This is a genomic window from Aromatoleum diolicum, from assembly GCF_012910955.1.
Lineage (GTDB): Bacteria > Pseudomonadota > Gammaproteobacteria > Burkholderiales > Rhodocyclaceae > Aromatoleum > Aromatoleum diolicum.
Window position 1 is genome coordinate 1 of record NZ_WTVQ01000009.1, and the last position, 22,567, is coordinate 22,567.

The window sequence follows — 22,567 nt, forward strand, 5'->3', positions numbered from 1 at the left end:
GGGTCGGTCTGCGCGGCGGCGAACTGTTCGGCGAAGCGGCTTTGGCCGTCGCGGAAGCGGGTCAACATTCGCCGGTAGAGCTTGTGGTTGTCCATCGTCGTGGCGAGGCCGGCGTCGATGTCGATGCCGGGCAGCGGGGGCAGGGTGCCTGCGGTTTTTGCCGCCGCCGGTGCGACGCTGCCGGCGCCGACGGTCGCGGGGCGGATCCACTTTGCGAGGGTGACGAACATTTCGCCGACGTTGAGCGGCTTGGCGATGTGGTCGTTCATGCCGGCGGCGATGACCTTTTCGCGGTCGCCCGCCATGGTGTTGGCCGTCATCGCGAGCACCGGAAAGTGCGTCCATGCGGGATTGCGGCGGATTTCGCGCGTGGCGGTGTAGCCGTCCATGACCGGCATCTGGCAGTCCATCAGCACGCCGTCGAAGCGCGCGTCGCGCGCGAGGATGTCGAGCGCTTCCTGGCCGTTGCCGGCGATGACAACGTCCATGCCGGCCTGGTGCAACAGGTCGTTTGCGAGCTCCTGGTTCATTTCGTTGTCCTCGACGAGCAACACGCGCGCACCCGCGAGGGCCGCCATCGCGGCGCTGGAGGCGTCGAGGTTCTCGTGTGCGCGGGACTCGACCAGGCCGCCCTTGTCGAGGGCTTCGCCGATGGCTTCGAGGAGGCGGGAGGCCGTGACCGGCTTGGTCAGCGCGGACTTGACTGCGACGCCGCGCTGTTCGGCCGATCCGAGCGCCTCATCGCGGCCGTAGGCGGTCACCATGATCACCGCGGGCAGCTTGGCGGGCGGATGCTCCTGCAGGCGCCGCACCGCCTCGACGCCGTCGACGACCGGCATTTTCCAGTCCATCAGCACAAGGTCGTAGGCGGTCCGGCGCGCGTCGGCGGCGGCGATCATGTCCAGCGCCTGGCTGCCGTCCCAAGCGGTATCGACTGCCAGCCCGAAGTGCCGCACCATGGCCGACAGGATTTCCCGCGCGGAGGCATTGTCGTCGACGACGAGGATGCGCACGCCCTGCAGTTCGTCGGCGCGGAACATGCGGCGCGCCATCGGTTCGGCCTGCAGGCCGAAGCGGGCGGTGAAGTGGAAGGTCGAGCCGCGGCCGGCCGTGCTTTCGACCCAGATGCGGCCCTTCATCATCTCGACGAGGTTTTTCGAGATCGCAAGGCCCAGCCCGGTGCCGCCGTACTTGCGTGTGGTCGACGCGTCGGCCTGGCTGAAGCTGCGGAACAGCGTGTCGCACTGTTCGGGCGTCATGCCGATGCCGGTGTCGCGGACCCAGAAGTGCAGCTCGACTTCGTCGTCGGTCTGCGCGACGGTGTCGATGCCGACGACGATTTCCCCGGCGTCGGTGAATTTCACTGCGTTGTTGCCGAGGTTCACGAGCACCTGGCCCAGACGCAAGGCGTCACCGACGAGGGCGGTGGGGACGTCCGGCGCGGCGTTGAAGAGCAGTTCCAGCCCCTTGTCCTCGGTCTTGATGCCGACGAGATTGGCGAGGTGGTCCATGACGTCTTCGAGGCGAAACTCGACCGTCTCCATCGACATCTTGCCGGCCTCGATCTTCGAGAAATCGAGGATGTCGTTGATGATGCCGAGGAGGTTTTCGCCGGCGCGGTGCACCTTCTCGATGTAGTTGCGCTGCTTGCGCTCGAGCGGGCCCTGCAGGGCGAGATGCGACATGCCGATGATGGCGTTCATCGGCGTGCGGATCTCATGGCTCATGTTGGCGAGGAAGTCGCTCTTGGCGCGCGTGGCTTCTTCGGCGATCTCCTTGGCGCGCAGGATTTCCGCCTCCACGCGCTTGCGGTCGGTGATGTCGAGCAGCCAGCCCATCACGCCCTTCTCGCCCTCGTGGGCGAAAGGCATGAAGGTGACGAGGAAGTCGCGCAGCTCGCCGCCGGCGGCCACCAGGCGCATTTCGCGGTCACGGATGTAGCCCTCGCGGCGCAGGTCCTCGATCATGCGCAGGCGCTCTTCCGGCGTCGCGTAGATGTGCTGCGCGGAGTCGCCGGGACGGCTGTCGAACATGCGCGTGAACTCGGGGTTGGTGTAGCGGAACACGCCGTCGGTGGTGAAGGCGGTGCCCACCGGGCTGTGGTCGAGGATGTACTGCAGCGATGCGCGCTGGTCGGCGATGGCCTTCTCGGCCGCCTTGCGCTCGGTGATGTCGCGGAACACGACGACGGTGCCGACGAGGGTGCCGTCCTTGTGGATCGGGGTGGTTGAATATTCGATCGGTACCGGGGTGCCGTCCTCGCGCCACAGCACTTCGCTGTCGACCGTGCGCGCCTGGCCGTCCAGTCCGGTGCGGTACATCGAGCAGTCGTCGCGGGGAAAGGCTCGGCCGTCGGGATAGCTGTGGTGGATCAGCGCGTGCATGTGCTGGCCGACGAACTCCACTTCCGCAAAACCGAGCATGGCCGGCGCGGCCGGGTTGGCAAAGGTGATCACGCCATCCTGGTCGAGGCCGACGATGCCGTCCTTGACCGAACCCAGGATCAGCCGGCTGCGCTCTTCCAGGATCGCGAGGTCGGCGGAGGTTTCGCGGAGGGACGCCTGCTGCGCCTCGAGTTCGACCGTCTGCTCTTCGAGCTGTCGCGCCTGCTGCTCCATGTTCTCCGCCTGGCGCTGCGTTTCCTCCAGCAGGGTTTGCGTGCGCGCGTTGCGTTCCAGAATCTCGAAGCTCATCGCCAGGATCGGCATCACCACATCGAGCAGCGCCTGTTCGGCGGCGCCGAGAACGTCGAAGCTGGCCAGCTCCACCACCGCCAGCAGACGCCCGTTGCGCAGCACCGGCAATACGGCAATCGCGCGCGGAGCCGCGTCGCCCAGTCCGGAGCCGATGTGCAGGTAGTCCGCGGGCAGCTCGGTGAGGATGATCGGTGCCCGCTCCCGCGCACATTGACCCACCAGACCCTGCCCCAGGGCAAACTGCGGAACGGGCGTCACGGGCTCGCTGCGCGCGTAGCCGGCGAGCAGGGCAAGCCGGTCGCCGGCTTCGTCGTGGCGGTAGAACGCGGCATGGCCCAGCTTGAGCACCGGCGCGATGCTCGACAGGAATTTCTGCGCGAGTTCGGCAAGGCTGGAGGTCGTCTGCAGTTCGCCCGAAATCTCCGCCAGGTGCGTCTTGAGCCAGCGCTGCGTTTGGACCTTGCGTGCCTCGAGGCGCAATACCTCCATGGCGCGGGCAAGATCGCCGATCTCGTTGGGATATTCCGTATGCGGGACGGGTTGCTCGAGCCGGCCGGCCGCGAGTTGCTCGACGACGGCGCGCAGGCGTTCGGTCGGACGGCGGATGGACAGGCCGACGAGGGCGCCGAAGAGCAGCGCCAGGGCGCTGCCGCCACCGATCAGGCCGTAGGTGCTCCGCTTGACGACCACCATGCGCCGCTCGGCACGCTGCGCGGCCTCGTAGGCTTCCTCCTCCATGACCCGCGCAATATCGGCCAGTGTGTCGCCGGCGGCCTGGCCGGCGAGCTGGAATTCGGGTGACGCGACCGCGCTCAGCGCATCGCTCAACTCGCCTTTCTTCTGGTACTCGACCACCCGCGCGATGCGCGCCTTGTACAGGGCAAAGCGTTCGTCGAAGCGCACCAGTTGGGCACGGTTGTCGTCCCGGTGAAACAGCCGGGCGGCCTCGGTCAGTTCCCGGCGCAGGCGGCTTTCGGCCTCGGCCAGCTGGCGGAACGCCTGGTCGCGTTCGCCGGGCGTCTGCGGCAGGATGGTCTGGCGCAAGGCGTCGCCCATCTGCACGAACTGGATGCGCGCCTCCTTGACGTGCGACACGCCCAGCAGCTCGTTTTCGTACAGCGCCTGCAGCTCGTCGTTCATCTGCTGCTGGTTGTACAGGGAGTGCAGGCTGATGGCGACGAGAACCAGCAACAGTCCTGCGAAACCCAGGAGCAGCTTCGCTGTGAGCGTGCGGCGTTCCAGCGCCATCATCGAAAGATTCATCCCTGCGGCTCCTGTCTGGCGCGGCGGCGTCCGCCTAATCGTTGAAACGCGCGGCAATGGCGCGGAATTCGTCCTGCAGTTCGACGAAGGCATCGACGATGTCGGGATCGAAATGCGAGCCCCGGCCGTCGCGGATGATTTCCGCCGCCGCTTCGTGCGACATGCCCTCCTTGTATACGCGCCGGCTGATCAGTGCGTCATACACATCGGCCACCGCCATCAGGCGTGCGGAGATCGGGATGGCGTCGCCGGCGATCCCCTCCGGATAGCCCGAGCCGTTCCATTTCTCCTGATGGCAATAGGCGATTTCCTTGGCCAGGCGGAGAAAATCGACGTCCATGCCGAGCTTCCGCTCCGCATGAAGGATGGCATCGCGGCCCAGCGTCGTGTGCGCCTTCATCGTTTCGAATTCGTCCGCGCTGAAGCGCCCCGGCTTGAGCAGGATGCGGTCCGGAATGCCGACCTTGCCGATGTCGTGCAGCGGTGCCGACTTGAACAGCAGGTCGATGGTGTTGCCGGCGAGGAACAGGCGGAAGCGCGGGTGGTCCCTGAGCCGCTCGGCCAGCGCCCTGACGTAGAACTGGGTGCGGCGGATGTGGTTGCCGGTATCGTTGTCGCGGGTCTCCGCCAGCGAGGCCATGGCCAGGATCGCGACATCCTGGATCGCCGCGAGCTCGCACGTGCGCCGGGCGACCTCGGCTTCGAGATAGGCGTTCTGGTCGCGGAGAAAATCGGCGGCGGCCTTCACCTGCAGCTGGGTCGCCACGCGCGCGAGCACCACCGGGGGATTGACCGGCTTGGTGATGAAATCGGCCGCGCCCATCGCCAGACCCTTCGTCTCGTCCTCGGTCGCCGTCATCGCGGTGAGGAAGATGATCGGGATGTCGCGCGTCGCGGGGTCGCCCTTGAGCGCCAGGCACACGTCGTAGCCCGACAGGCCGGGCATCATGATGTCGAGCAGGATCAGGTCGGGCGCGGGTTCGCCGCGGGCGATGCGCAGGGCCTTCTCGCCGTTGTTGGCAACCTTGATCTTGTAGCGGTCCTTGAGCAGGCCGGACATGAGCGACAGGTTGTCCGGCGTGTCGTCCACCACCAGGACCGTCGCCTTCTCGGTGAGATTCGGTGCATCCATGTGTCTTCCCCTTGCAGCCGATGGAGCGGAAGCGACGTCGCCGCAGCCTTTCCGTTTGACGCGCGGCGCCGTGAGCTTCGCACATTCAACCCCCGCTCCGCCTCCCAGGCAACAGGAATTCGGCACTTCGCGCAGCCCGGCGCGTCGCGTTGCATGGCAGATGCCAGTGCGCGCGCGCCATGCAGGCCGATACATGGCGAACGGGATTGGGCTAAACTCTCGCCCGACCCTGCATATGCGGGATAACCCCATGACTGGAGCGTAAAACATGTTCGATCAGGAAGACGGCGAACTCAATGTCGTCATCGGTGTGCTTTTCGGTGTCATTGCGCTGGTGATCGCGCTGGTCATCGGACTCGGCACCTGGAAGCTGCGTGCGGCCGATGCACCGGTTGCGGCGGCAGCAGGCGGATTCGTCGAGGTCGCGGAAGTGGGCGAGGCGCTGGTGAAGATCTATTTCGACCTCGGCGTGACGACGCTCCCCGCGGACGCGCCGGCCGATGTGGCGACGGTTGTCGTCGCGCTGGACGCTGCGCCGGGGAAGAGGGTGCTGCTGTCGGGTTTTCATGATGAAAGCGGGAGTGCTGCGGTAAACGCCGAAGTGGCGAAAAACCGCGCGCTGTCGGTGCGCGATGCGCTGGTCGCGGCCGGCGTGCCCGCCGAGCGCGTGCTGCTGCGTCGTCCGGCGGTGACGCTGGGCGGGGGCGATGCGGCTGAAGCGCGTCGCGTCGAGGTCCGCGTACAGTAAGCGGCACCGGTTCAGCAGCCAACGAATCAGCCGGGGACTCCCCGGCTTTTTTGTGTGCGCCAGGCACCGTTGCGCGGCGCGGCTCGCTGCCGAGGCTCGCGCCCTCGCGGTCCCTACATCCGCCACCCGGTCCACGGCCGCGTGGCGGATATACTTTGGCTTTCCCCAATAACATGGAACAAGGAGCCTGCATGTCCGCCCTGCATAATCGGCCTGCCCGCCAGCCCCTCCGCCCCGCACGGCGCCTTGCGCTGAGCGCCGTCGCCGTGCTCGCGACACTGCTCGGCGCCTGCGGCAAGCCGCAAAGCGAGGATCCGGAAGCCCGCGCGCGCCTGATCGAGCCGATCGCACGCGTCGTGCTGAAAGTGCAGAAGGTCGCTGCGGGCAACCGCAGCGGCGAACAGATATATCAGGGCACCTGCGCCGGCTGCCATGCCTCGGGGGCACTCAACGCACCGAAGGCCGGCGACACCGCCGCGTGGGCGCCGCGCATCGCGCAGGGTTTCGACACGCTGACGAAAAACGCGATCAGCGGTATCCGCCAGATGCCGCCGCGCGGCGGCGGCGCCGATCTGACCGACACGGAAGTACGCCGTGCGGTCGCCCATCTCGCCAACTCGGGCGGGGCGAAATTCGAGGAACCCCCGATCGCGAAATAGGGGCCACCCGCGCGCCGGGACACGTGGCGCGCGGCATTCGCCGATGCCGTCGCGCCGTGTCGTTGCCGGTCAACGCACGAGGCAGACGTGGCCGGTAAAACTCATGTCAACCGCGCCGGCGCAATTGATCGTGCCTTCGATGTACAGCCGCCCGCCACCGGTGGGGGAGAACTGTCCGCGTCCGGCCTGCGGGTCGGAAATCTCGCGAAAGCTTCCGTATTGCAGGTCCATGCCGGGGATGCCGCAGGAGCCGAAGTTCGGCAAGCCGTCGAATCGGCTGATCGAGATGACCTGCGAATGGATGCTGTCGACAGCGTTTTCGGCCTGGAGGGTGTCATCGCAAACGACCGAATGCGTGAAACCGCCAAAGGAACCATCCGGATTCAAGAAGGCCTTGCCGTGGATGCCGCATTTGAGCTTCTTCGAGCCAGCCAGCGTCCCCTGCAGCGTGCCGAGCGTATCGCCCGGCCCGAGCGAGTTGTTGAGGATCTTCCCGGCGATGGGCACCAGTTTGCCCGGGGCTTCGCAGGGACGTTCGTCCGCGCTCGCGGCGCCAGGTACAAGGGCGAGTGCGGCGAGCGCTACCGCGGCCGCGCTGGATCGAATCCGGGAATTCCTCATCATTGCTTTCATTGCCTGGCCTCCACCAAAATTTGTATCGAAGCACCCCGTGGTGCCGCGACAGGAAACAGCCCTGCCACGGAACATAATCCATGTTCAATCAAAGGCATATTCATTTGTGGAAATTGGTTTTCCGAGGGCATTGTAAAGGGAGCCGATCCGCGGCCATGCAGCTGACGCCGCGGCATCCGTGACGAACTACACACACACGGACTTGCGGTCTCCTGCGCGGCATGGCATGACGGCGGCTTGACCCGTGGAGCCGAAGGCGTGATGCTTGCGTGATGCTTGCAACTACCGGCGCGCGGCACTACCTGTTCGGTGCAGCGCTGTTCCTCCTCGCCGCCCTCGCACCGGTGCGCGCATACGCGGTGGACGACGCCGGCGCGGTGCGCATTGGCGTGCTCGCCTTCCTCGGCGCCGAAGCCGCGATCAACGAATGGTCGCCGGTGGTGCGCCGCCTGCAGGCGGCCATGCCCGGGCGCAAAGTCAGCCTTGTGCAACTCGACCACCGCGGCCTGCACGATGCGTCGGCCGCGGGCGAGATCGATTTCGTCATCACCAACCCGGGCCACTATGTCGAACTCGAGGCCGTGCTTGGCGCAAGCCGTATCCTGACGCTGGACCCCGGGCCGGCGCGCACCCCCGAACGGGCGATCGGATCGGCGGTGATCGTGAAGGCCGGCAGCGGCGACTTGCGCACGCTCACCGACCTGCGCGGACGGCGCGTCGCGGTCGTCGCGCGCGAGGGCTTCGGCGGCTTCCAGCTCGTGTGGCGCGAACTGGCGGCCCTGGGTATCGACCCGGAACGCGATTTCGCCGGCCTGAAGGTCGTCGGCCTGCCGATGAACCGGGTGTTCGACGCCGTCGCGCGTGGTGAGGCCGATGCCGGCATCGTGCGCAGCTGCCTGCTCGAAAGTCGCGAGGAATGGCGCAGCGCGTTCCGGGTGCTCGGCGCACGCAGCGAACCGGATTTTCCGTGCGCAAGCTCGACGCGCCTGTACCCCGACTGGCCGCTCGCGACGCTGCGTCACACCCCGGCGGCGCTGGCGAAGGAGGTGGCGATCGCGCTGCTGGCGATGTCGGAAGCCGAGGACGGCATGGCGTGGGCCGTGCCGGCCGACTACCAGGCGGTGCACGAGATGTTCCGCGAGCTGCAGATCGGGCCGTATGCCTATCTGCGCGAACCGACGCTGATGACGCTCGCCGAGCGCTACTGGCGCTGGGTTGTCGCGCTCGCAGTGTTGCTCGCGGCGTGGATCCTGTACACGGTGCGCGTCGAACACCAGGTCCATACCCGCACCGCGGAACTGCGCACGGCACTCGCGGTGCGCGAGGCGCTCGAAGCGCGCATCCGCGCGAACCAGGAACAGGCCGACCACCTGTCACGGCTGTCGGTGCTCGGCGAACTGTCGGGCACGCTTGCGCACGAGCTGAACCAGCCGCTCGCCGCGATCGGCAACTACGCCCAGAGCCTCGTCCGGCGCGTCGACAATGGCCGTCTCACCAATGATGCGGTGCGCGAGGCCGCGGGCGAAATCGCCGGCCAGGCCGAGCGCGCCGCGGGCATCCTCGCCCGCATCGGCGGTTTCGCGAAGAAGCGCGCCGCGGTGCGCGAGCGTGTTGCGCCGGTCACCATCGTCCGTGAGGCGATCGCGCTGTTCCGCGGCATGCTGGCGAATGCGCCCGAGGTGAGGCTGACGGACGAGACCCGGCCGGGAACGACGGTCGAGATCGATCCGTTGCAAGTCCAGCAGGTGTTGCTGAACCTGCTGAAGAACGCCTGCGACGCGACGCGCGGGCTCGCGCCGGAGCGCCAGCGGCTGCTCGTGCACATCACTCGGGGTGGTGACGGGAACGTGCACATGGCGGTGCGCGACTTCGGCACCGGGCTCGACGCAACGAGCCGAGACCGGCTGTTCGAGCCCTTCTTCACGACCAAACCGGACGGGCTGGGACTGGGCCTGTCGATCTGTCGTACGATTGCCGAGGCGCACCGCGGCCGCCTGACCGCCGAAGCCCCTGTCGACGGCACCGGCTGCGAATTCGTCCTGAGCCTGCCCTCGTGCGCCCCTGCAACCACGCCTGACGCCCGACCCGACGATGCTGCCGACCGATGATTGCGTGATCCATGTCGTGGACGACGATGCGGCCTTTCGCCGCTCACTGGTCTTCCTGCTCGAATCGGTCGGCTGGCATGTCGCCAGTCATGCCTCGGCGGAAGACTATCTCGCGGTGAGCGACGCGCCGCCCGCTGCGCCCGGCTGTCTGGTGCTCGACATCCGCATGCCGACAATGAGCGGACTCGAACTGCAGGAGCGACTGCAAGCACGCGGCGCGCTGCCGCCAATCATCTTCATCACCGGTCACGGCGACGTCGAACTCGCAGTGCAGGCGATGAAGCATGGTGCGTGCGATTTCCTGCAGAAGCCGTTCAAGGATCAGGCGCTGCTCGACGCGGTCGCCAGCGCCGTGCGACGCAGCGTCGAGGACCGCTCACGCAATGCACTGCGCGACGAGGCAACGGCGCGGCTTGGCCGCCTGTCACCACGCGAACAGGAAGTCGCGCGCCTGGTCGCGCAAGGCCTGCCGAACAAGCTCGTCGCGCGCGAACTCGATATCAGCGAGAAGACGGTGCATGTGCACCGCCAGCATGTGATGGAAAAGACCGAAGTGGGCAGCGCCGCCGAACTCGCGCGCCTGATGCTGCGCGCAGATCCCGCCGCGCTCGATTGAGCGGCGCGCCGGCGCTCGCGCAGGCATCCGTCCGCCCACGCCGATGCGTGCTTGCCGTGCCTAGCGGCCGGGCCCGCCGCCCATGCCGCCGCCTGGCCCCATGCCTCCACCCGGCCCCATGCCGCCGCCCGCCCCGGACCCGGGGCCCATGCCACCGGGCCCCATCATCCGTCCGCCCCGCATCGGCGGCTCGTCCGGCAGCGTCACGCCGCGCTCTTTCGCGCGCTGCATCATCCGCGCATGGTGCTCGGTGCGGATCTGCTCGCGCTCTTCGAGCGTCTTTGCGGCGCGCATCCGGTCGCGAAGTTCGGTACGTTCCTGCGGCGTCATGATCTGCGAGCCGTAGAGCGGCGCATCGTCAGCGATCGGCGGCAAACCGCCGGCCGGCTGGGCGTAGGCGCCGCCCGCCATCAATGCGGCAGCACACGCCGCAATCAGTATCCTGTGTTTCATCGGAACCTCCATCGTATGTCATCGACACGCACATCTGCCACCCGGCAGCCACCGAAGGCATCCGGGTGCCATTCCGATTCAATATAGACCTTCGCTTATATATAGGGTCATCCTGTTACATCCCGTTTTGATAATCCCGGAAACTCAGATCCTCATCAGTTTCGCCGGCAGGCCGTTGCGCACCGAGGTGCCGGACACTGCATCCACCCAGATCGCTTGATTGCCGCGCGTCGGGTCGGCGAGGCCGAGGTCATTGAGATTCACCCCCGCGCGCAGGTCCGGGCGCTCCGGCTGACGCGCGTCGCCCAGCGTGTGCGCGCGCGCCCCCAGCTCGCGGTGGCCGTAGCCATGCTCGACCGCGAGCACGCCGCGCATCACGCCTTCATGCACGATCACGCGGCAGGTCGCCTCGCCGCCGGGCGTCTGGATGCGCGCGAGATCGCCCGTCGCGAGCCCCAACCGCGCTGCGTCTTCGGGATGCACGATCACCGGGTTGTCCGGGTGCAGCGACGTGATGCGTGTCGCGATGCTGTAGGAATTCTGCAGCGCCGACTTGTAGCTGACGACGAGTAGCGGCCAGTCGCTCTCCTTGTGCACGTCGCGCATCGGCGTGCCATCGGCGAAGGCGGGCGGCTGCCAGGTCGCGCAGCCGGTGAAGCGCTTGCCGGTAAGGCTGTTCTTCGTGCCGCCGACGTTGTCGTTCCACAGCCACAGCGCGTTCTTGAAGCGGTTGGTCTGCCATTCGGGGTTCGTTTCGTCCTGCGCCTCCTTCGCCGGCTGGTAGCGGCCGCCGCGCGTGTAGAGGAAAGCCACCTTGCGCCACTCGTCGGGCTTCAGCGTCGCTTCGAGCAGCGGACGCAGGCGTTCGACGCCGGACAGCGCGAGATCCTCGTCGGTCGCGTCGCCGACCGGCGCCTTGCCGCCGAAGGCGACGTTCGCGCCGCCGCGCAGGTACCAGTCCTCGGGCCGTTCGAGCGGCAGGCGATTGCCTTCGATGTCGGCGAGCCCCGCCGGGCCGAAGCCCGGCAGTTTCATCGCCTGCGCCAGCGCAATGAACAGGGTTTCCATGCCGATCGCCGGAGCGTCGGGCGCATGCGAGGTCTTGGCGGCCTTCGGCTCGACGACCGGCCAGCGCGCGGTCGTCGCTTTCGTCGGCACACCGTTCCACGGTGCCGACCAGCCCCAGCTCTCGTACATCAGCGAATCGGGCACGATGTAGTCGGCGAACGCATTGCTCTCGTTGATCAGCGGATCGACCGACACGATCAGCGGCAGCTTCTTCGGGTCGGCGAGCGCCTTCTCGACCAGCGGGCGCAGGCCGGCGATGCCGTACAGCGGGTTCGAACTCCACAGGATCAGCGCCTTCACGCCGTACGGATAGCCGCGCAACATCGCGGGGAACCACTCGGTGCCGAGGCCCGGTGCGTTCGGAAACCACGCGTCGCGCGCCGGATAGGCCTTGCCTGCGGCCTTGCGACGCGCGAACTCGGCGGATTTCTCGTACGGCACGTTGCGCCCGAGCGGCGTACCCTTCGGTTTCACCGCGCCGGGGAAGGTCTCGAGCTCGTAGCGCGGACCGGCGCCGGCGTCCTTGAAGCCGCCGCCATTGACGACGAAGCCGCCCTTCCAGTTGAGGTTGCCGATCAGCGCGTTGAGCGTGACGACGGCGTATGCGTTATAGAAGCCGTTACCGGCCATCATGCCGCCGTGGGCGATCGCGCAGGCCTTGCGGCCGTGACGGGTGAATTCGTCGGCGAGGCCGGTGATCACCGCTTCGGGTACGCCGCAGATCCCCGCGTACTCGGCAAGGCCCAACTTCAGCGCCGATTCGCGCAGCAGTTCGAACGCGGTATTCACCGCCAGCTTCCTGTCGCCGACCATGACCGGAGCCGCTGCTTCCAGCGGCGCCGGACCGGTCGCCACGTCGGCCGGCATCGGCTTGCCGTCGGGCCCCTGCACGAGATAGGGATCGGCGTCCTTGTGCTTCTCTTCTTCCGCGACCGCGATGCCGATGTCCGAACCGCGCAGGAAGCGCCCTTCCCGCGGGTGCCCCTTCTCGGCGACGACGAGCCAGCTCGCGTTGGTGAAGGACGGCTCGCCCGCGGCTTCCGCGGCGTTCAGGTTCGGGTAGCCAAGGTAGGCGGTGTTGACGCGCCCGTTCTCGAACATCCAGCGCATCATGCCCATCACCAGCGCACCGTCGGTGCCCGGGCGGATCGGCACCCAGCGGCCGCGCTCGCCGGCGGCGCGGTTGTCGGCGTTGGTCAGCACCGGGTCGATGACGACGTATTCGAGGCGGCCTTCGCTGCGCCCTTTCGCGAGCAGGGTGCCGGTGCGCTTGAACGGGTTGCCGGCATTGCCCGGCGCGGTGCCGATGAAAAGCACGAACTCGGCGTTCGCGAGGTCCGGCTTCGCGTGCGGCATCTTCTTCAGGTCACCGAACAGCGCGCCCGAACCGGAGCGATAGGCGCCGCCGCAATAGGAGCCGTGGCCGACAAAGTTGAGCGTGCCGTAGGCCTGGTTCCAGAAACGCCGGGCGAAGGGCTCGCGGCCGTCATTGACGCTCGACAGCAGCGCGACCTGGTTCACCTTCGGACCGAGTTCGGGTGCGTCCGGGTCGATCGGCGTCGCCAGGTCGCGCAGCGCGGCGAAGCCCTCCACATGGCCTTCGCCGAAGAGATCACCGCCTTCGACGAGTTCCCTCACGAGCTGCTCGAACGAGATCGGCTGCCACTGGCCGCCGTTGCGCGGGCCGACGCGCTTCAAAGGCGTCAGCACGCGGAACGGCGAGTTCATCTGGTCCATCGCCGCGTTGCCGCGCCCGCAGGCGGTCGAGCGGCCCGCGAGGCCCTTGTCCTGGAAACGCGACAGCGCCACCAGACTGTCCCTCACGGACGCCTTCATCGGCAGATGCGGCTCGGTCGACAGCGGGCTGTACGGGTTGCCCGCCACACGGATCACGTTGCCGCTCGCGCGGTCGACGCGCACGCGCACGCCGCACTGCGTCGTGCAGCCGAGGCAGGCGGTGTAGCTCACCTGCTGGTTCGGGTTCGGGCGTAGCGCGCCGGTGGCCGGATCGACGCTGAATTCCGGCTCGGCCGAGCGCCCGTGGATGTTGTGCGCCTTCGGCGCGTCACCGACGAGACCCGACAACATGCGCCCCAGGGTCTGGGAGAAGCCGACGGCGAAGGCGGCCAGGCCCCCGGCGGCGATCAGTTCGCGACGTTCGATTTTCATGATGGCTATCCTGTAACTCGTTTCAAGCGCCGGTTGCGCCGGACTTGCCGATGCGATCGAGCGGCAGCAGCGTTGTCAGCACGACGAAGAGGAAGATCCACAGCCCGGCGGTGCCGACGATGCCCATCAGGCCTTCGGGCCCGAACGGCAGCTGGTAGCTGTAGTAGCCGGCGCCGGTCTTCGGCACTTCCTGGCCGCCGATGAAGATCGTCCAGCGCATCATCCAGGCCGAATGCAGCGCCAGCAGGCCGATCGCGAGACCCGATCCCGGCCGCTTCCACGCGAGCACGAGGGTCACGACCGTCGCGGCCACCGCCCACACGGCGCTCAACTGCCAATTCGCCGACGGCGCGACCTCGGCGAGGGCCTGCGCGTGAGTCGGCGACAGCCCACTCAAACCCAGCGCGAGCCACACGCCGCCGACCAGCAACGCGACAAGCTGCGTCACCGCGAGCGCGTTCGCCATGCGCCGCGTCGCCAGCGGGTCGCCACGGCCGGACAGGTAGCGGTTGAACAGCAGCGTCAGGCCAAATCCGCCGGCGAGCGCAGTGACGAAGAACTGCAGCGGCAGCAGCGGCGTGTGCCACAGCGGGCGGGCGCGCACCAGCATGACTTCGACGCCGGTGTAGAGCGCGACGAGCGCGGCGCCGACGAACGCGAGCAGCGCCGCGGCGACGAGCGCGTTGCGGCTCTCGTGGCCGCCGTAGGCGAGCCGACGCGCGAGGCCCGCAAGCCTGCCGCCTTCATCGGCATGACGCGCGAGCGCCGGACGGAACGCCAGCCACGCGTACAGGATCAACCCGGTGAGATACACCGGGATGAAGAACGCGCCCCACGACATCCACGAGCTCGGTGTGAAGTAGGCGTAGAAATGCCAGAAGCGCCCCGGCTGGTGCAGGTCGGCGAGCAGCGCGACCGGTGCGGTCAGACCGCAGACGAGCGCCGCCAGCAGCGCCAGCCGTGAGATGCCTTCCCAGCCCGGCCGGCGGAACACCAGGCCGGGCAGCGACACGAGATACGCGCCGTAGGACAGGCCGATGAGGAAGAAGTACTGCACCGCCCACGGCAGCCACGCGACTTCGCGCGCGACATTGACGGTTTCGACGATATCCGGATTCATGATCGGTCTCCTGTTGCCGTTCAGCCGTGCGTTGCGCGCGGCTGCCACAGCGTGCCCTGGCCTTCGACCCTGCCCTGGAAGCGCTCGTCGAGACCGATGTAGAACACCCGCGGTTCGGTGCCAGACTCGGGCTTCAGCACCTTCACTTCGGCCTTCGCCGCGTCGAGCCGCCGCCGCAGCTCGCCCGCAGGGTCGTTCAGATCACCGAAGATGCGCGCCCCGCCGACACAGGTTTCGACGCATGCCGGCAGCAGTCCGGCGTCGACCCGATGCGCGCAGAAGGTGCATTTTTCGGCCTTGTCGGTGTCGTGATTGATGAAGCGTGCGTCATACGGACAGGCCTGCACGCAGTACGCGCAGCCGACGCAGCGGTCGCCATCGACGACGACGATGCCGTCCGCACGCTTGAAGGTCGCGCCGACCGGGCACACCGGCACGCAGGGCGGCTGGTCGCAGTGGTTGCACAGGCGCGGCAGCATGTAAGTGCCGGCCGGCTGTTCGGCGTCGGCGAGCTTGACGCTATAGGTCGACACGAAGGTGCGGAAGCTGCCTTCCGGCACCGCGTTTTCCTGGATGCAGGCGACGGTGCAGGCCTGGCAGCCGATGCATTTGCGCACATCGACGAGCATCGCCCAGTGGTGCGTGGCGTCGGCGGCCAGCACCGGGGCAGGCGCCATCGCCGCGGCCGCGGTGAGCACCGGGATGCCGCGCAGGAATGCCCGCCGCGAAGGCGACGTCGCGGGCGCTGCGGTGGGCGGATTGTGGTCTTTCATGACAGCGCTCCAGAGGTTTGGGAGTCGCTGTCACTGTATGCCGGCAAAGACCACACGAATATCGGGTATATCGGCGAGGCGCCTAGATGAATTTACCTATTGCGCGGCCCATGCGCCGCGGAAAGAGTGCCGCTATCCCTTCCGCCCGCGCCAGATCGAGAGCAACACCCAGATCCCGCCGACGGCGGCGCCGAGGAAGCCGAGCAGGCCGAAAGTGCGCAGACCGGCCAGCGCCGGATCGCGCACCACCGTCATGACGATCGCCGAGCCGATGATCAGCGCCGCGGTGACGATGCCGATCGTCATGCGGCTGGCGGCGCGGTCAAGCTGCTCGCCGAAGCGCTTCAGCGACACCACTTCGACCTGGATCTGCAGTTTGCCGCGCCGCCCGGCACGCAGCATCTCGCTCAGGTCCTGCGGCAGGCCGGCGAGCACGTCCAGCGTGCCGCTCAGCGCGCGCCAGCCGCGCTTCGCCAGCGCCGCCGGGGCGTTGTGCGCCAGCAGCACGCGTCGCAGGAAGGGCGCCGCCTCGGCGCCCATGTCGAACCCGGGGTCGAGCTGGCGGCCCATGCCCTCGAGGGTGATGAAGGCCTTGACCAGCAGCGACAGGTCGGGCGGCAGCGCCAGCCCGTGTTCGCGCAGGATCGCCACCAGATCGGTCAGCATCGCGCCGAGATCGAGCTGCTTCAGCGGTACCCCGCTGTATTGGTCGACGAAAGCGTCGATTTCGGCGCGCAGGCGCGCGGGGTCGGCGTCCGCGTCGCCGTCGATGGTGCTGCGCCAGTCGAGCAGCACCCGGGCGACGAGTTCGGACTGGTGACTCACCAGTCCGTGCAGCAACAACGCGAGCTCGTAGCGCCGCGTCTCCGACAGGCGCCCGACCATGCCGAAGTCGATGAAGGCGATGCAGTTGTCCGGCAGGTAGAAGACATTGCCGGGGTGCGGATCGGCATGGAAGAAGCCGTCCTGCAGCATCATTTTCAACACCGCTGCGGCACCACGGCGCGCCAGCAGCTTGCGGTCGAGGCCGGCGGCGTCGGCTGCCACCATGTCATGGCCGGGGATGCCGTCGACGTAGTCCTGCACATTCAGCCGCTCGCCGCACCACTGCCAGTGGATCGCCGGCACGACGATGTGCGGTTGATCGACAAAGCGCGCCGCAATGCGTTCGGCATTGCGGCACTCGGCCGCGAAGTCCAGTTCACGGCGCAGCGAATGGGTGAATTCCTGCACCACCTCGCGCGGCCGGTAGCGCCGCAGATCGGGGGCTTCGGCGTCGATGATCTCGGCGAGGCGCGCGAGCAGATGCAGATCGGCCTCGACCGTCGGGCGGATGCCGGGGCGTCGCACCTTGAGGACGACCTCACGTCCGTCGGCAAGCCTGGCGCGGTGCACCTGGGCCAGCGACGCCGCCGCCAGCGGGCTGGTTTCGAGCGCCGCGAAAACCGTCGCGGGATCCTCGCCGAGATCTTCGGCGAGCTGCGCGCGGATCGTGGCAAAAGGCACCGCCGGCGCCGCATCCTGCAGCTTGCCGAATTCCGCGATCCACTCCGGTGCGAACAGATCCACCCGTGTCGCGAGGATCTGCCCCAGCTTGATGAAGGTCGGACCGAGCTCCTCGAGGGCGCGGCGCACGCGCGCCGGCGGCTCCAGCCGCGCCAGCTCCTCCGGCGCACGCCAGTGCAAAGCCTTGCCGGCCCGCTCCAGCGCCTCGGCCATGCCGATACGGCGCACCAGGTCGCCGAAGCCATAGCGGATCAGGACGGCCGCGATGTCGTGCGCCCGCGCGAGATCGCGCGCGGCGCCGATGGCCTGCCAGAACATCAGTTGCTGCGGTCAGTCGGCGGGGGCTCGGTCTTGTCCGGCGGCGCCGCATGCAGGCGATCGGCAATGCCCCGCAGCACCCCCGCCGCAAGGCTCGCGAGCAGGGTCGCCTCGTTGCGCAGCGTCTGCCTGCCGCCTTCGACCTGCTCGCGCGCCGCCGCGGGAACGGCGCGCGCGAGTTGCGACAGCGCGGAGCCGACCCGTCCTCCCACCGCCGTGCCGCTGTTGCGCGCATGCTCGGCAAGATCCCGCAGCGTCGCCTGGGCATGTCCGCTCGCACTTTTCGCCGCATCGGCCAGCGTATCGACGAACTGTGATTCCAGCGCCCCGAGCTGATCCACGGCCGTCTTCAGACTCTCGCGCGAGAACTCGCCGGTGCGCGACGCGGCCTCCTGCACGGCCAGCTGGGTGGCTTCCGCAGCCGATACCAGCGCCTCGTCGAGCCCCCGCACGGCCTCGCGCAGCGCTGCGGTGCGCTCGCCGCCGGGACGGGCAATGCCCTGCTGCGCGCCCGTCACCACGGCCCCCATCACCTTTCTCAGCGCCGCCGCATCCAGCACGCCCTGCGACAATGCCCGCAGCGTGATGGCGCGCACGCGCTCGGCAATCGACGCCTCCTCGCCATCCAGAGCGGCCTGCACGTCGTGCTCGATCCTTTCCACGTCCTGGCTCATGATTCCCCCCTGTCCTCGCATTTCTGGCTAGTACATTGTATTGATAGCCCACTCATGCGGGATTGGGTAGATGTCACGCTGCGGTGCCGACGACCATCCGGCGGGGACGTCGCCGATTCAGCCGCCGCGCCCTTCGAGCATCGCCATCAGGTTGGCGACGCGCGCGCGGCCTTCCTCCTTCGATACCGGCGCGTTCGACTTGCGGTCGTTGGTCTTGATGTCGCCGCCCATCTCCTCGATGAAGCGCGACGGATCGCAGGTGCGCGTCTCCTTGCCGGCCTTGCGCCGCTCGCACCAGGTGATGTTGAGGCTGCGCTGCGCGCGCGTGATGCCGACGTACATCAGGCGCCGCTCCTCCTCGACCTTGTCCTCGTCGATGCTCGACTGGTGCGGCAACAGGCCTTCCTCGACGCCGATCAGGAACACGTGCTTGAACTCCAGCCCCTTCGACGCATGCAGCGTCGCCAGCTGCACGCCGTCGAACTCCGCATCTTCCTTGTCGAGCATCGAGATCAGCGCGATCGTCTGCGTCAGCTCGATCAGGTTCTTGCCGTCCGCCTCGCCCTTCCTGCCGAGCCAGCCGACGAAGTCACGCACGTTGTTCCACTTCGACTCCGCCTCGCGCGTGTCGAAGTGCTCGAACAGCCACGCCTCGTAGCGGATCGCCGCGAGCAGGTCTTCGAGCAGGCGCGCCGCCGGCTCGCGCGTCGCGCGGTACTGCAGGCGGTTGATGAAATTGCCGAACTCCTGCACCTGCTCGAGCTGGCGCGCGCTCAGCGCGTGCGCCGCGCCTTCCTCGAAGCTCGCGGCGAACATGCTCACATGACGCCGCCCGGCGTAGCTGCCCAGCGCCTCGATGGTGCTGGCGCCGATGCCGCGGCGCGGCGTGGTGATCGCGCGGATGTAGGCGAGATCGTCGTCCTCGTTCATCAGCAGGCGCAGGTAGGAGATCAGGTCGCGGATCTCGGCCTTGTCGAAGAAGGACTGGCCGCCGGAAATCGCGTAGGGGATCTTCTGGTTGCGCAACTGCTGCTCGATCAGCCGCGCCTGGTGATTGCCGCGGTACAGGATCGCGTAGTCGGAGAATTTCGTGCGGAACTCGAACTTGTGCGCGTTGATCTTCGACGCCACCCATTCGGCCTCGTGCTCGGCGTCGCGGCATGCGGTCACCACGACCTGATCACCGTCGCCATGCTCGGACCACAGGCGCTTCTCGAAAAGCTTCTCGTTGTTCGCGATCACCGTATTGGCCGCGGTCAGGATGCGCCGCGAGGAACGGTAGTTCTGCTCCAGCTTGATCACCTTCAGCTTCGGGTAATCCTGCTGCAGCAGCTTCAGGTTCTCGACATCGGCGCCGCGCCACGCGTAGATCGCCTGATCGTCGTCGCCCACCGCGGTGAAGGCCCCGCGCACGCCGGAGAGCTGGCGCAGCAGGCGGTACTGCGCGCGGTTGGTGTCCTGGTATTCATCGACGAGCAGGTAGCGCAGCTTGTTCTGCCAACGCTCGCGCACCTCCGGGTTGTCCTCGAACAGGCGCACCGGCAGGCTGATCAGGTCGTCGAAATCGACCGCCTGGTAGGCGCGCAGCGTGCGCTCGTATTCCGCATAGAGCTGCGCGGCGGCCGACGCCAGTTCATTGTCGGCAAGCTGCGCCGCTTCCGCCGGCGTGATCATCGCGTTCTTCCAGCCCGAGATCTGCCACTGCATCGCCTTCGAGCGCGCCTTGTCCGAATCCCGCGACACATCGGCGACGATCTGCACCGTATCGGACGCATCGAGGATCGAGAACTGCGGCTTCAGCCCGCAATGCTTCGCCTCCTGGCGGATGATCTTCACCCCCAGCGCATGGAAGGTGCACACCGTCAGCCCGCCCGGCGCGCGCCCGCCCATCAGCCCGGCGACGCGCTCCTGCATCTCCTTCGCCGCCTTGTTGGTGAAGGTGATCGCTGCGATGTTCGACGGATTGAGGCCGCAGCCGTTGATCAGGTGCGCGATCTTGTGCGTGATGACCCGCGTCTTGCCGCTGCCGGCGCCGGCCAGCACCAGGCTGGGGCCGTCCAGATAATGGATCGCTTCGCGCTGCGGGGCATTGAGGAGGGCGGACATGGGCCTTGCTTGGGGGGAATCGCGTGCGGCGAAAATGACTGGCGCCACCCTCGGGCGGCGCCATCGCGAATTTTACCGCATCAACTCCGCGACTTCGGGTTCGTTACAACCGAAGCGGACGCAAGTACCCCGCGTCGCGCGGATAAGCCGAAGGCGCCATCCGCCCCGCAAGGCCGTGCAGCCGCCCGCTAGCGCCCGAGCGCGCCGAACACCTTCTGCGCCAGAGAGCCCGCGGCAGCCACGGGGTTGCTGCGGATCGCGCGTTCTTCCTCGGCGATCATCAGATACAGCCCGTCGAGCGCCCGACGCGTCACATAGCCTTCGATCTGCGCATCTTCGCCCTTGACGAGTCCGAAGCTCGCGGCCTGGCCGGCGATCTTGTTGTACTGCTCGGCGAGGGCCAGGCGATCGGTACTGCCCTTCACCACGGGCAGGAACTTCTCGGTCAGGCGCGTCTGCGTTTTCGATTTGAAGTACTGCGTCACCGAGTCGTCGCCGCCGCCGAGAATCCGGCGCGCGTCATCCACCGACATCTGCTTCACAGCATCGACCAGCAGCGTCTTCGCCTCGGGTACCGCCGCCTCGGCGGCGCGGTTCATCGCCGTCACCAGCTTGTCTAGATCCTTGCCGCGGCCCATCATGCGCAGCGCCGGCTCAGCCTGGGCGAGCCCGTCCGGCAGCGGAATCTTCACCTTCGGGTTGCCGAGAAAACCGTCCTTGGCACCGAGCACCTGCACCGCGCGGTTGGCCCCCTGGGTCAGCGCCTCGCGCAGGCCACCGGAGGCCTCGCCGTCGGTGATATTAGCCAAACCGGCCGCCCATACCGGCACACAGATGACAAGCAGGGCGAAAGCTCTCAGAATGCAACGCATGACGGTCTCCAGGCAGGCTGACTTTGACGGAACACCAGCATAACCGCGCACACGGACTTGATGTGCTTCCGTCATGCAGCCTTTTCACTTATTGACAGAACCGCCCCGCCGGAATTGGCGAGACGGCAGCAACACGGAGAACCCATGATGAACGCGACAGCAACCCGCAATGGTCAGCTCTCCGAAGCCGAGCTGCTGGCAATGCCGGCCGACGACTACATGAACGCGGCGCAACTGGAGTTTTTCCGCCAACTCCTGCTCAAGTTGCAGGATGAGTTGCGCGAAAACAGCGAGGAGACGCGCTCGCACCTGCGCGAAACGGTGGCCACGCCGGACGAGGCCGACCGCGCCACGCAGGAAGAGGAACAGGTGCTGGAGCAGCGTATCCGCGACCGCGAACTGAAGCTGCTGCACAAGGTGGAAGCCGCGCTGCGCCGCATCGACGACGGCTCCTATGGCTACTGCGAAGTCAGCGGCGAACCGATCGGCATCGGGCGCCTGCTGGCACGCCCGACCGCAACGCTCAGTCTGGAAGAACAGGAGCGCCACGAGCGCGCCGAACGCCTGTACCGATAAAGCCGACAAAAGCGAAGGGCGTGGGTGCCGGGGACACGCCCCCGCACCCACGCCCTTCGGTGCTGCTCACCCCGCAGGGCGGCGTGTCACACCACGCCGGCGCCGTGGGCCTGCTGGTCGGCCCAGTAACTCGAACGCACCATCGGACCGCAGGCGGCATTCTTGAAGCCCATCGCGAGGGCTTCGCGCTCGAACATCTTGAAGGTGTCGGGGTGCACGTAGCGCAGCACCGGCAGGTGCCCCGTCGACGGCTGCAGGTACTGGCCGATCGTCAGCATTTCGACGTCGTGCGCGCGCAGGTCGCGCAGCACTTCGAGAATCTCCTCGTCGGTCTCGCCGAGGCCCACCATCAGGCCCGACTTCGTCGGCACGTCGGGATGGCGCGCCTTGAACTCCTTCAGCAGACGTAGCGAATACTCGTAGTCGGCCCCCGGGCGCGCCTGCTTGTACAGCCGCGGCACGGTTTCCATGTTGTGGTTCATGACGTCCGGGGCCGCCTGGTCGAAAATTTCCAGCGCGATGTCCATGCGCCCGCGAAAATCCGGCACCAGCACCTCGATCGCGGTCTTCGGCGAGGCCGCGCGAGTCTCGCGGATGCAGTCGACGAAGTGCTGGGCGCCACCATCGCGCAGGTCATCGCGGTCGACGCTGGTGATCACGACGTAGTTCAGGCGCATCGCCGCGATCGTTTCCGCCAGTTCCTTCGGCTCGTTCGCATTGAGCGGCTCGGGGCGGCCGTGGCCGACATCGCAGAACGGGCAGCGGCGCGTGCAGATGTCGCCCATGATCATGAAGGTCGCAGTGCCCTTGCCGAAGCATTCATGGATGTTCGGGCACGACGCTTCCTCGCACACGGTATGCAGCTTGTGGTCACGCAGCGTGGCCTTGATCTCGTTGAAGCGTTCGGCCTCGTGGCCGGCGCCGAGCTTGATGCGGATCCACTCGGGTTTCTTCAGGCGTTCGGCCGGAACGATCTTGATCGGGATGCGCGCGGTCTTGTCGGCGCCACGCTGCTTGCGGTTGGGGGTTTCCATGGCGAAGTCTCTCGTCTCTCTGTGTCGTGTCAGGGCAGTTGTG

Annotated in this window: 17 protein-coding genes; 5 read left to right on the forward strand and 12 right to left on the reverse strand. The window is 67.5% G+C overall.

Annotated elements, in window-relative coordinates:
• On the reverse strand, nucleotides 1–3,959 hold a 3,959-nt coding region (locus GPA25_RS07205; RefSeq protein ID WP_169259701.1), incomplete at its 3' end, for a response regulator.
• A gap of 34 nt (nucleotides 3,960–3,993) precedes the next feature.
• Complete coding sequence (locus GPA25_RS07210) at nucleotides 3,994–5,091, reverse strand: response regulator (RefSeq protein WP_169259702.1); 1,098 nt, start codon at nucleotides 5,089–5,091, stop codon at nucleotides 3,994–3,996.
• Between the two features lie 268 nt (nucleotides 5,092–5,359).
• Between GPA25_RS07210 and GPA25_RS07215 the strand changes: the two genes are divergently transcribed.
• The gene (locus GPA25_RS07215) at nucleotides 5,360–5,839 is read left to right on the forward strand and encodes an OmpA family protein (protein ID WP_169259703.1); all 480 of its coding nucleotides are present in this window, start codon (nucleotides 5,360–5,362) and stop codon (nucleotides 5,837–5,839) included.
• 191 nt (nucleotides 5,840–6,030) lie between these two features.
• Nucleotides 6,031–6,498 carry a c-type cytochrome gene (locus tag GPA25_RS07220; protein ID WP_211162995.1) on the forward strand — a complete coding sequence of 156 codons (468 nt, stop codon included), beginning with the start codon at nucleotides 6,031–6,033 and terminating at the stop codon, nucleotides 6,496–6,498.
• Nucleotides 6,499–6,567: 69 nt separating this feature from the next.
• On the opposite strand, the gene GPA25_RS07225 is transcribed toward GPA25_RS07220, so the two are convergent.
• Complete coding sequence (locus GPA25_RS07225; protein ID WP_246265447.1) at nucleotides 6,568–7,122, reverse strand: hypothetical protein; 555 nt, start codon at nucleotides 7,120–7,122, stop codon at nucleotides 6,568–6,570.
• A gap of 281 nt (nucleotides 7,123–7,403) precedes the next feature.
• Here GPA25_RS07225 and GPA25_RS07230 point away from each other — a divergent pair, with 281 nt between their 5' ends.
• Nucleotides 7,404–9,239, forward strand: a complete 1,836-nt coding sequence (locus GPA25_RS07230) for a sensor histidine kinase (protein WP_169259800.1) — start codon at nucleotides 7,404–7,406, stop codon at nucleotides 9,237–9,239.
• Nucleotides 9,223–9,855 carry a response regulator transcription factor gene (locus GPA25_RS07235; protein WP_169259704.1) on the forward strand — a complete coding sequence of 211 codons (633 nt, stop codon included), beginning with the start codon at nucleotides 9,223–9,225 and terminating at the stop codon, nucleotides 9,853–9,855. Before GPA25_RS07230 ends, GPA25_RS07235 begins: the two co-directional genes overlap by 17 nt.
• A gap of 60 nt (nucleotides 9,856–9,915) precedes the next feature.
• Here the strand turns inward: GPA25_RS07235 and GPA25_RS07240 are convergent, their stop codons facing one another.
• From GPA25_RS07240 to GPA25_RS07275, 8 genes are all read right to left on the reverse strand, one after another.
• Nucleotides 9,916–10,308, reverse strand: a complete 393-nt coding sequence (locus tag GPA25_RS07240) for a hypothetical protein (RefSeq protein WP_169259705.1) — start codon at nucleotides 10,306–10,308, stop codon at nucleotides 9,916–9,918.
• Between the two features lie 144 nt (nucleotides 10,309–10,452).
• The gene (locus GPA25_RS07245; protein WP_169259706.1) at nucleotides 10,453–13,545 is read right to left on the reverse strand and encodes a molybdopterin dinucleotide binding domain-containing protein; all 3,093 of its coding nucleotides are present in this window, start codon (nucleotides 13,543–13,545) and stop codon (nucleotides 10,453–10,455) included.
• Between the two features lie 22 nt (nucleotides 13,546–13,567).
• Nucleotides 13,568–14,665, reverse strand: coding sequence for an NrfD/PsrC family molybdoenzyme membrane anchor subunit (nrfD, locus tag GPA25_RS07250; RefSeq protein WP_169259707.1), 1,098 nt, complete (start codon nucleotides 14,663–14,665; stop codon nucleotides 13,568–13,570).
• Between the two features lie 20 nt (nucleotides 14,666–14,685).
• A complete protein-coding gene (gene dsrO / locus GPA25_RS07255; protein WP_169259708.1) occupies nucleotides 14,686–15,438 on the reverse strand; it encodes a sulfate reduction electron transfer complex DsrMKJOP subunit DsrO in 753 nt (250 codons plus the stop codon).
• A gap of 132 nt (nucleotides 15,439–15,570) precedes the next feature.
• On the reverse strand, nucleotides 15,571–17,262 hold the full coding sequence (locus tag GPA25_RS07260; protein WP_169259709.1) for an ABC1 kinase family protein: 1,692 nt from the start codon (nucleotides 17,260–17,262) through the stop codon (nucleotides 15,571–15,573).
• A complete protein-coding gene (locus GPA25_RS07265) occupies nucleotides 17,262–17,936 on the reverse strand; it encodes a DUF6781 family protein (protein ID WP_169259710.1) in 675 nt (224 codons plus the stop codon). The genes GPA25_RS07260 and GPA25_RS07265 overlap by 1 nt, the downstream gene beginning before the upstream one ends.
• A 117-nt stretch (nucleotides 17,937–18,053) precedes the next feature.
• Nucleotides 18,054–20,042, reverse strand: a complete 1,989-nt coding sequence (locus GPA25_RS07270) for a UvrD-helicase domain-containing protein (RefSeq protein WP_169259711.1) — start codon at nucleotides 20,040–20,042, stop codon at nucleotides 18,054–18,056.
• A 188-nt stretch (nucleotides 20,043–20,230) separates the two neighbouring features.
• Nucleotides 20,231–20,914 (reverse strand): DUF4197 domain-containing protein, encoded by a 684-nt coding sequence (locus GPA25_RS07275; protein WP_169259712.1) that lies wholly within the window; start codon nucleotides 20,912–20,914, stop codon nucleotides 20,231–20,233.
• A gap of 147 nt (nucleotides 20,915–21,061) precedes the next feature.
• Here GPA25_RS07275 and dksA point away from each other — a divergent pair, with 147 nt between their 5' ends.
• The gene (dksA, locus tag GPA25_RS07280; RefSeq protein ID WP_211162999.1) at nucleotides 21,062–21,490 is read left to right on the forward strand and encodes an RNA polymerase-binding protein DksA; all 429 of its coding nucleotides are present in this window, start codon (nucleotides 21,062–21,064) and stop codon (nucleotides 21,488–21,490) included.
• Nucleotides 21,491–21,576: 86 nt separating this feature from the next.
• Here dksA and lipA read toward each other — a convergent pair whose 3' ends face one another.
• The gene (lipA, locus tag GPA25_RS07285; RefSeq protein ID WP_343034872.1) at nucleotides 21,577–22,557 is read right to left on the reverse strand and encodes a lipoyl synthase; all 981 of its coding nucleotides are present in this window, start codon (nucleotides 22,555–22,557) and stop codon (nucleotides 21,577–21,579) included.
• Nucleotides 22,558–22,567 lie beyond the last annotated feature (10 nt).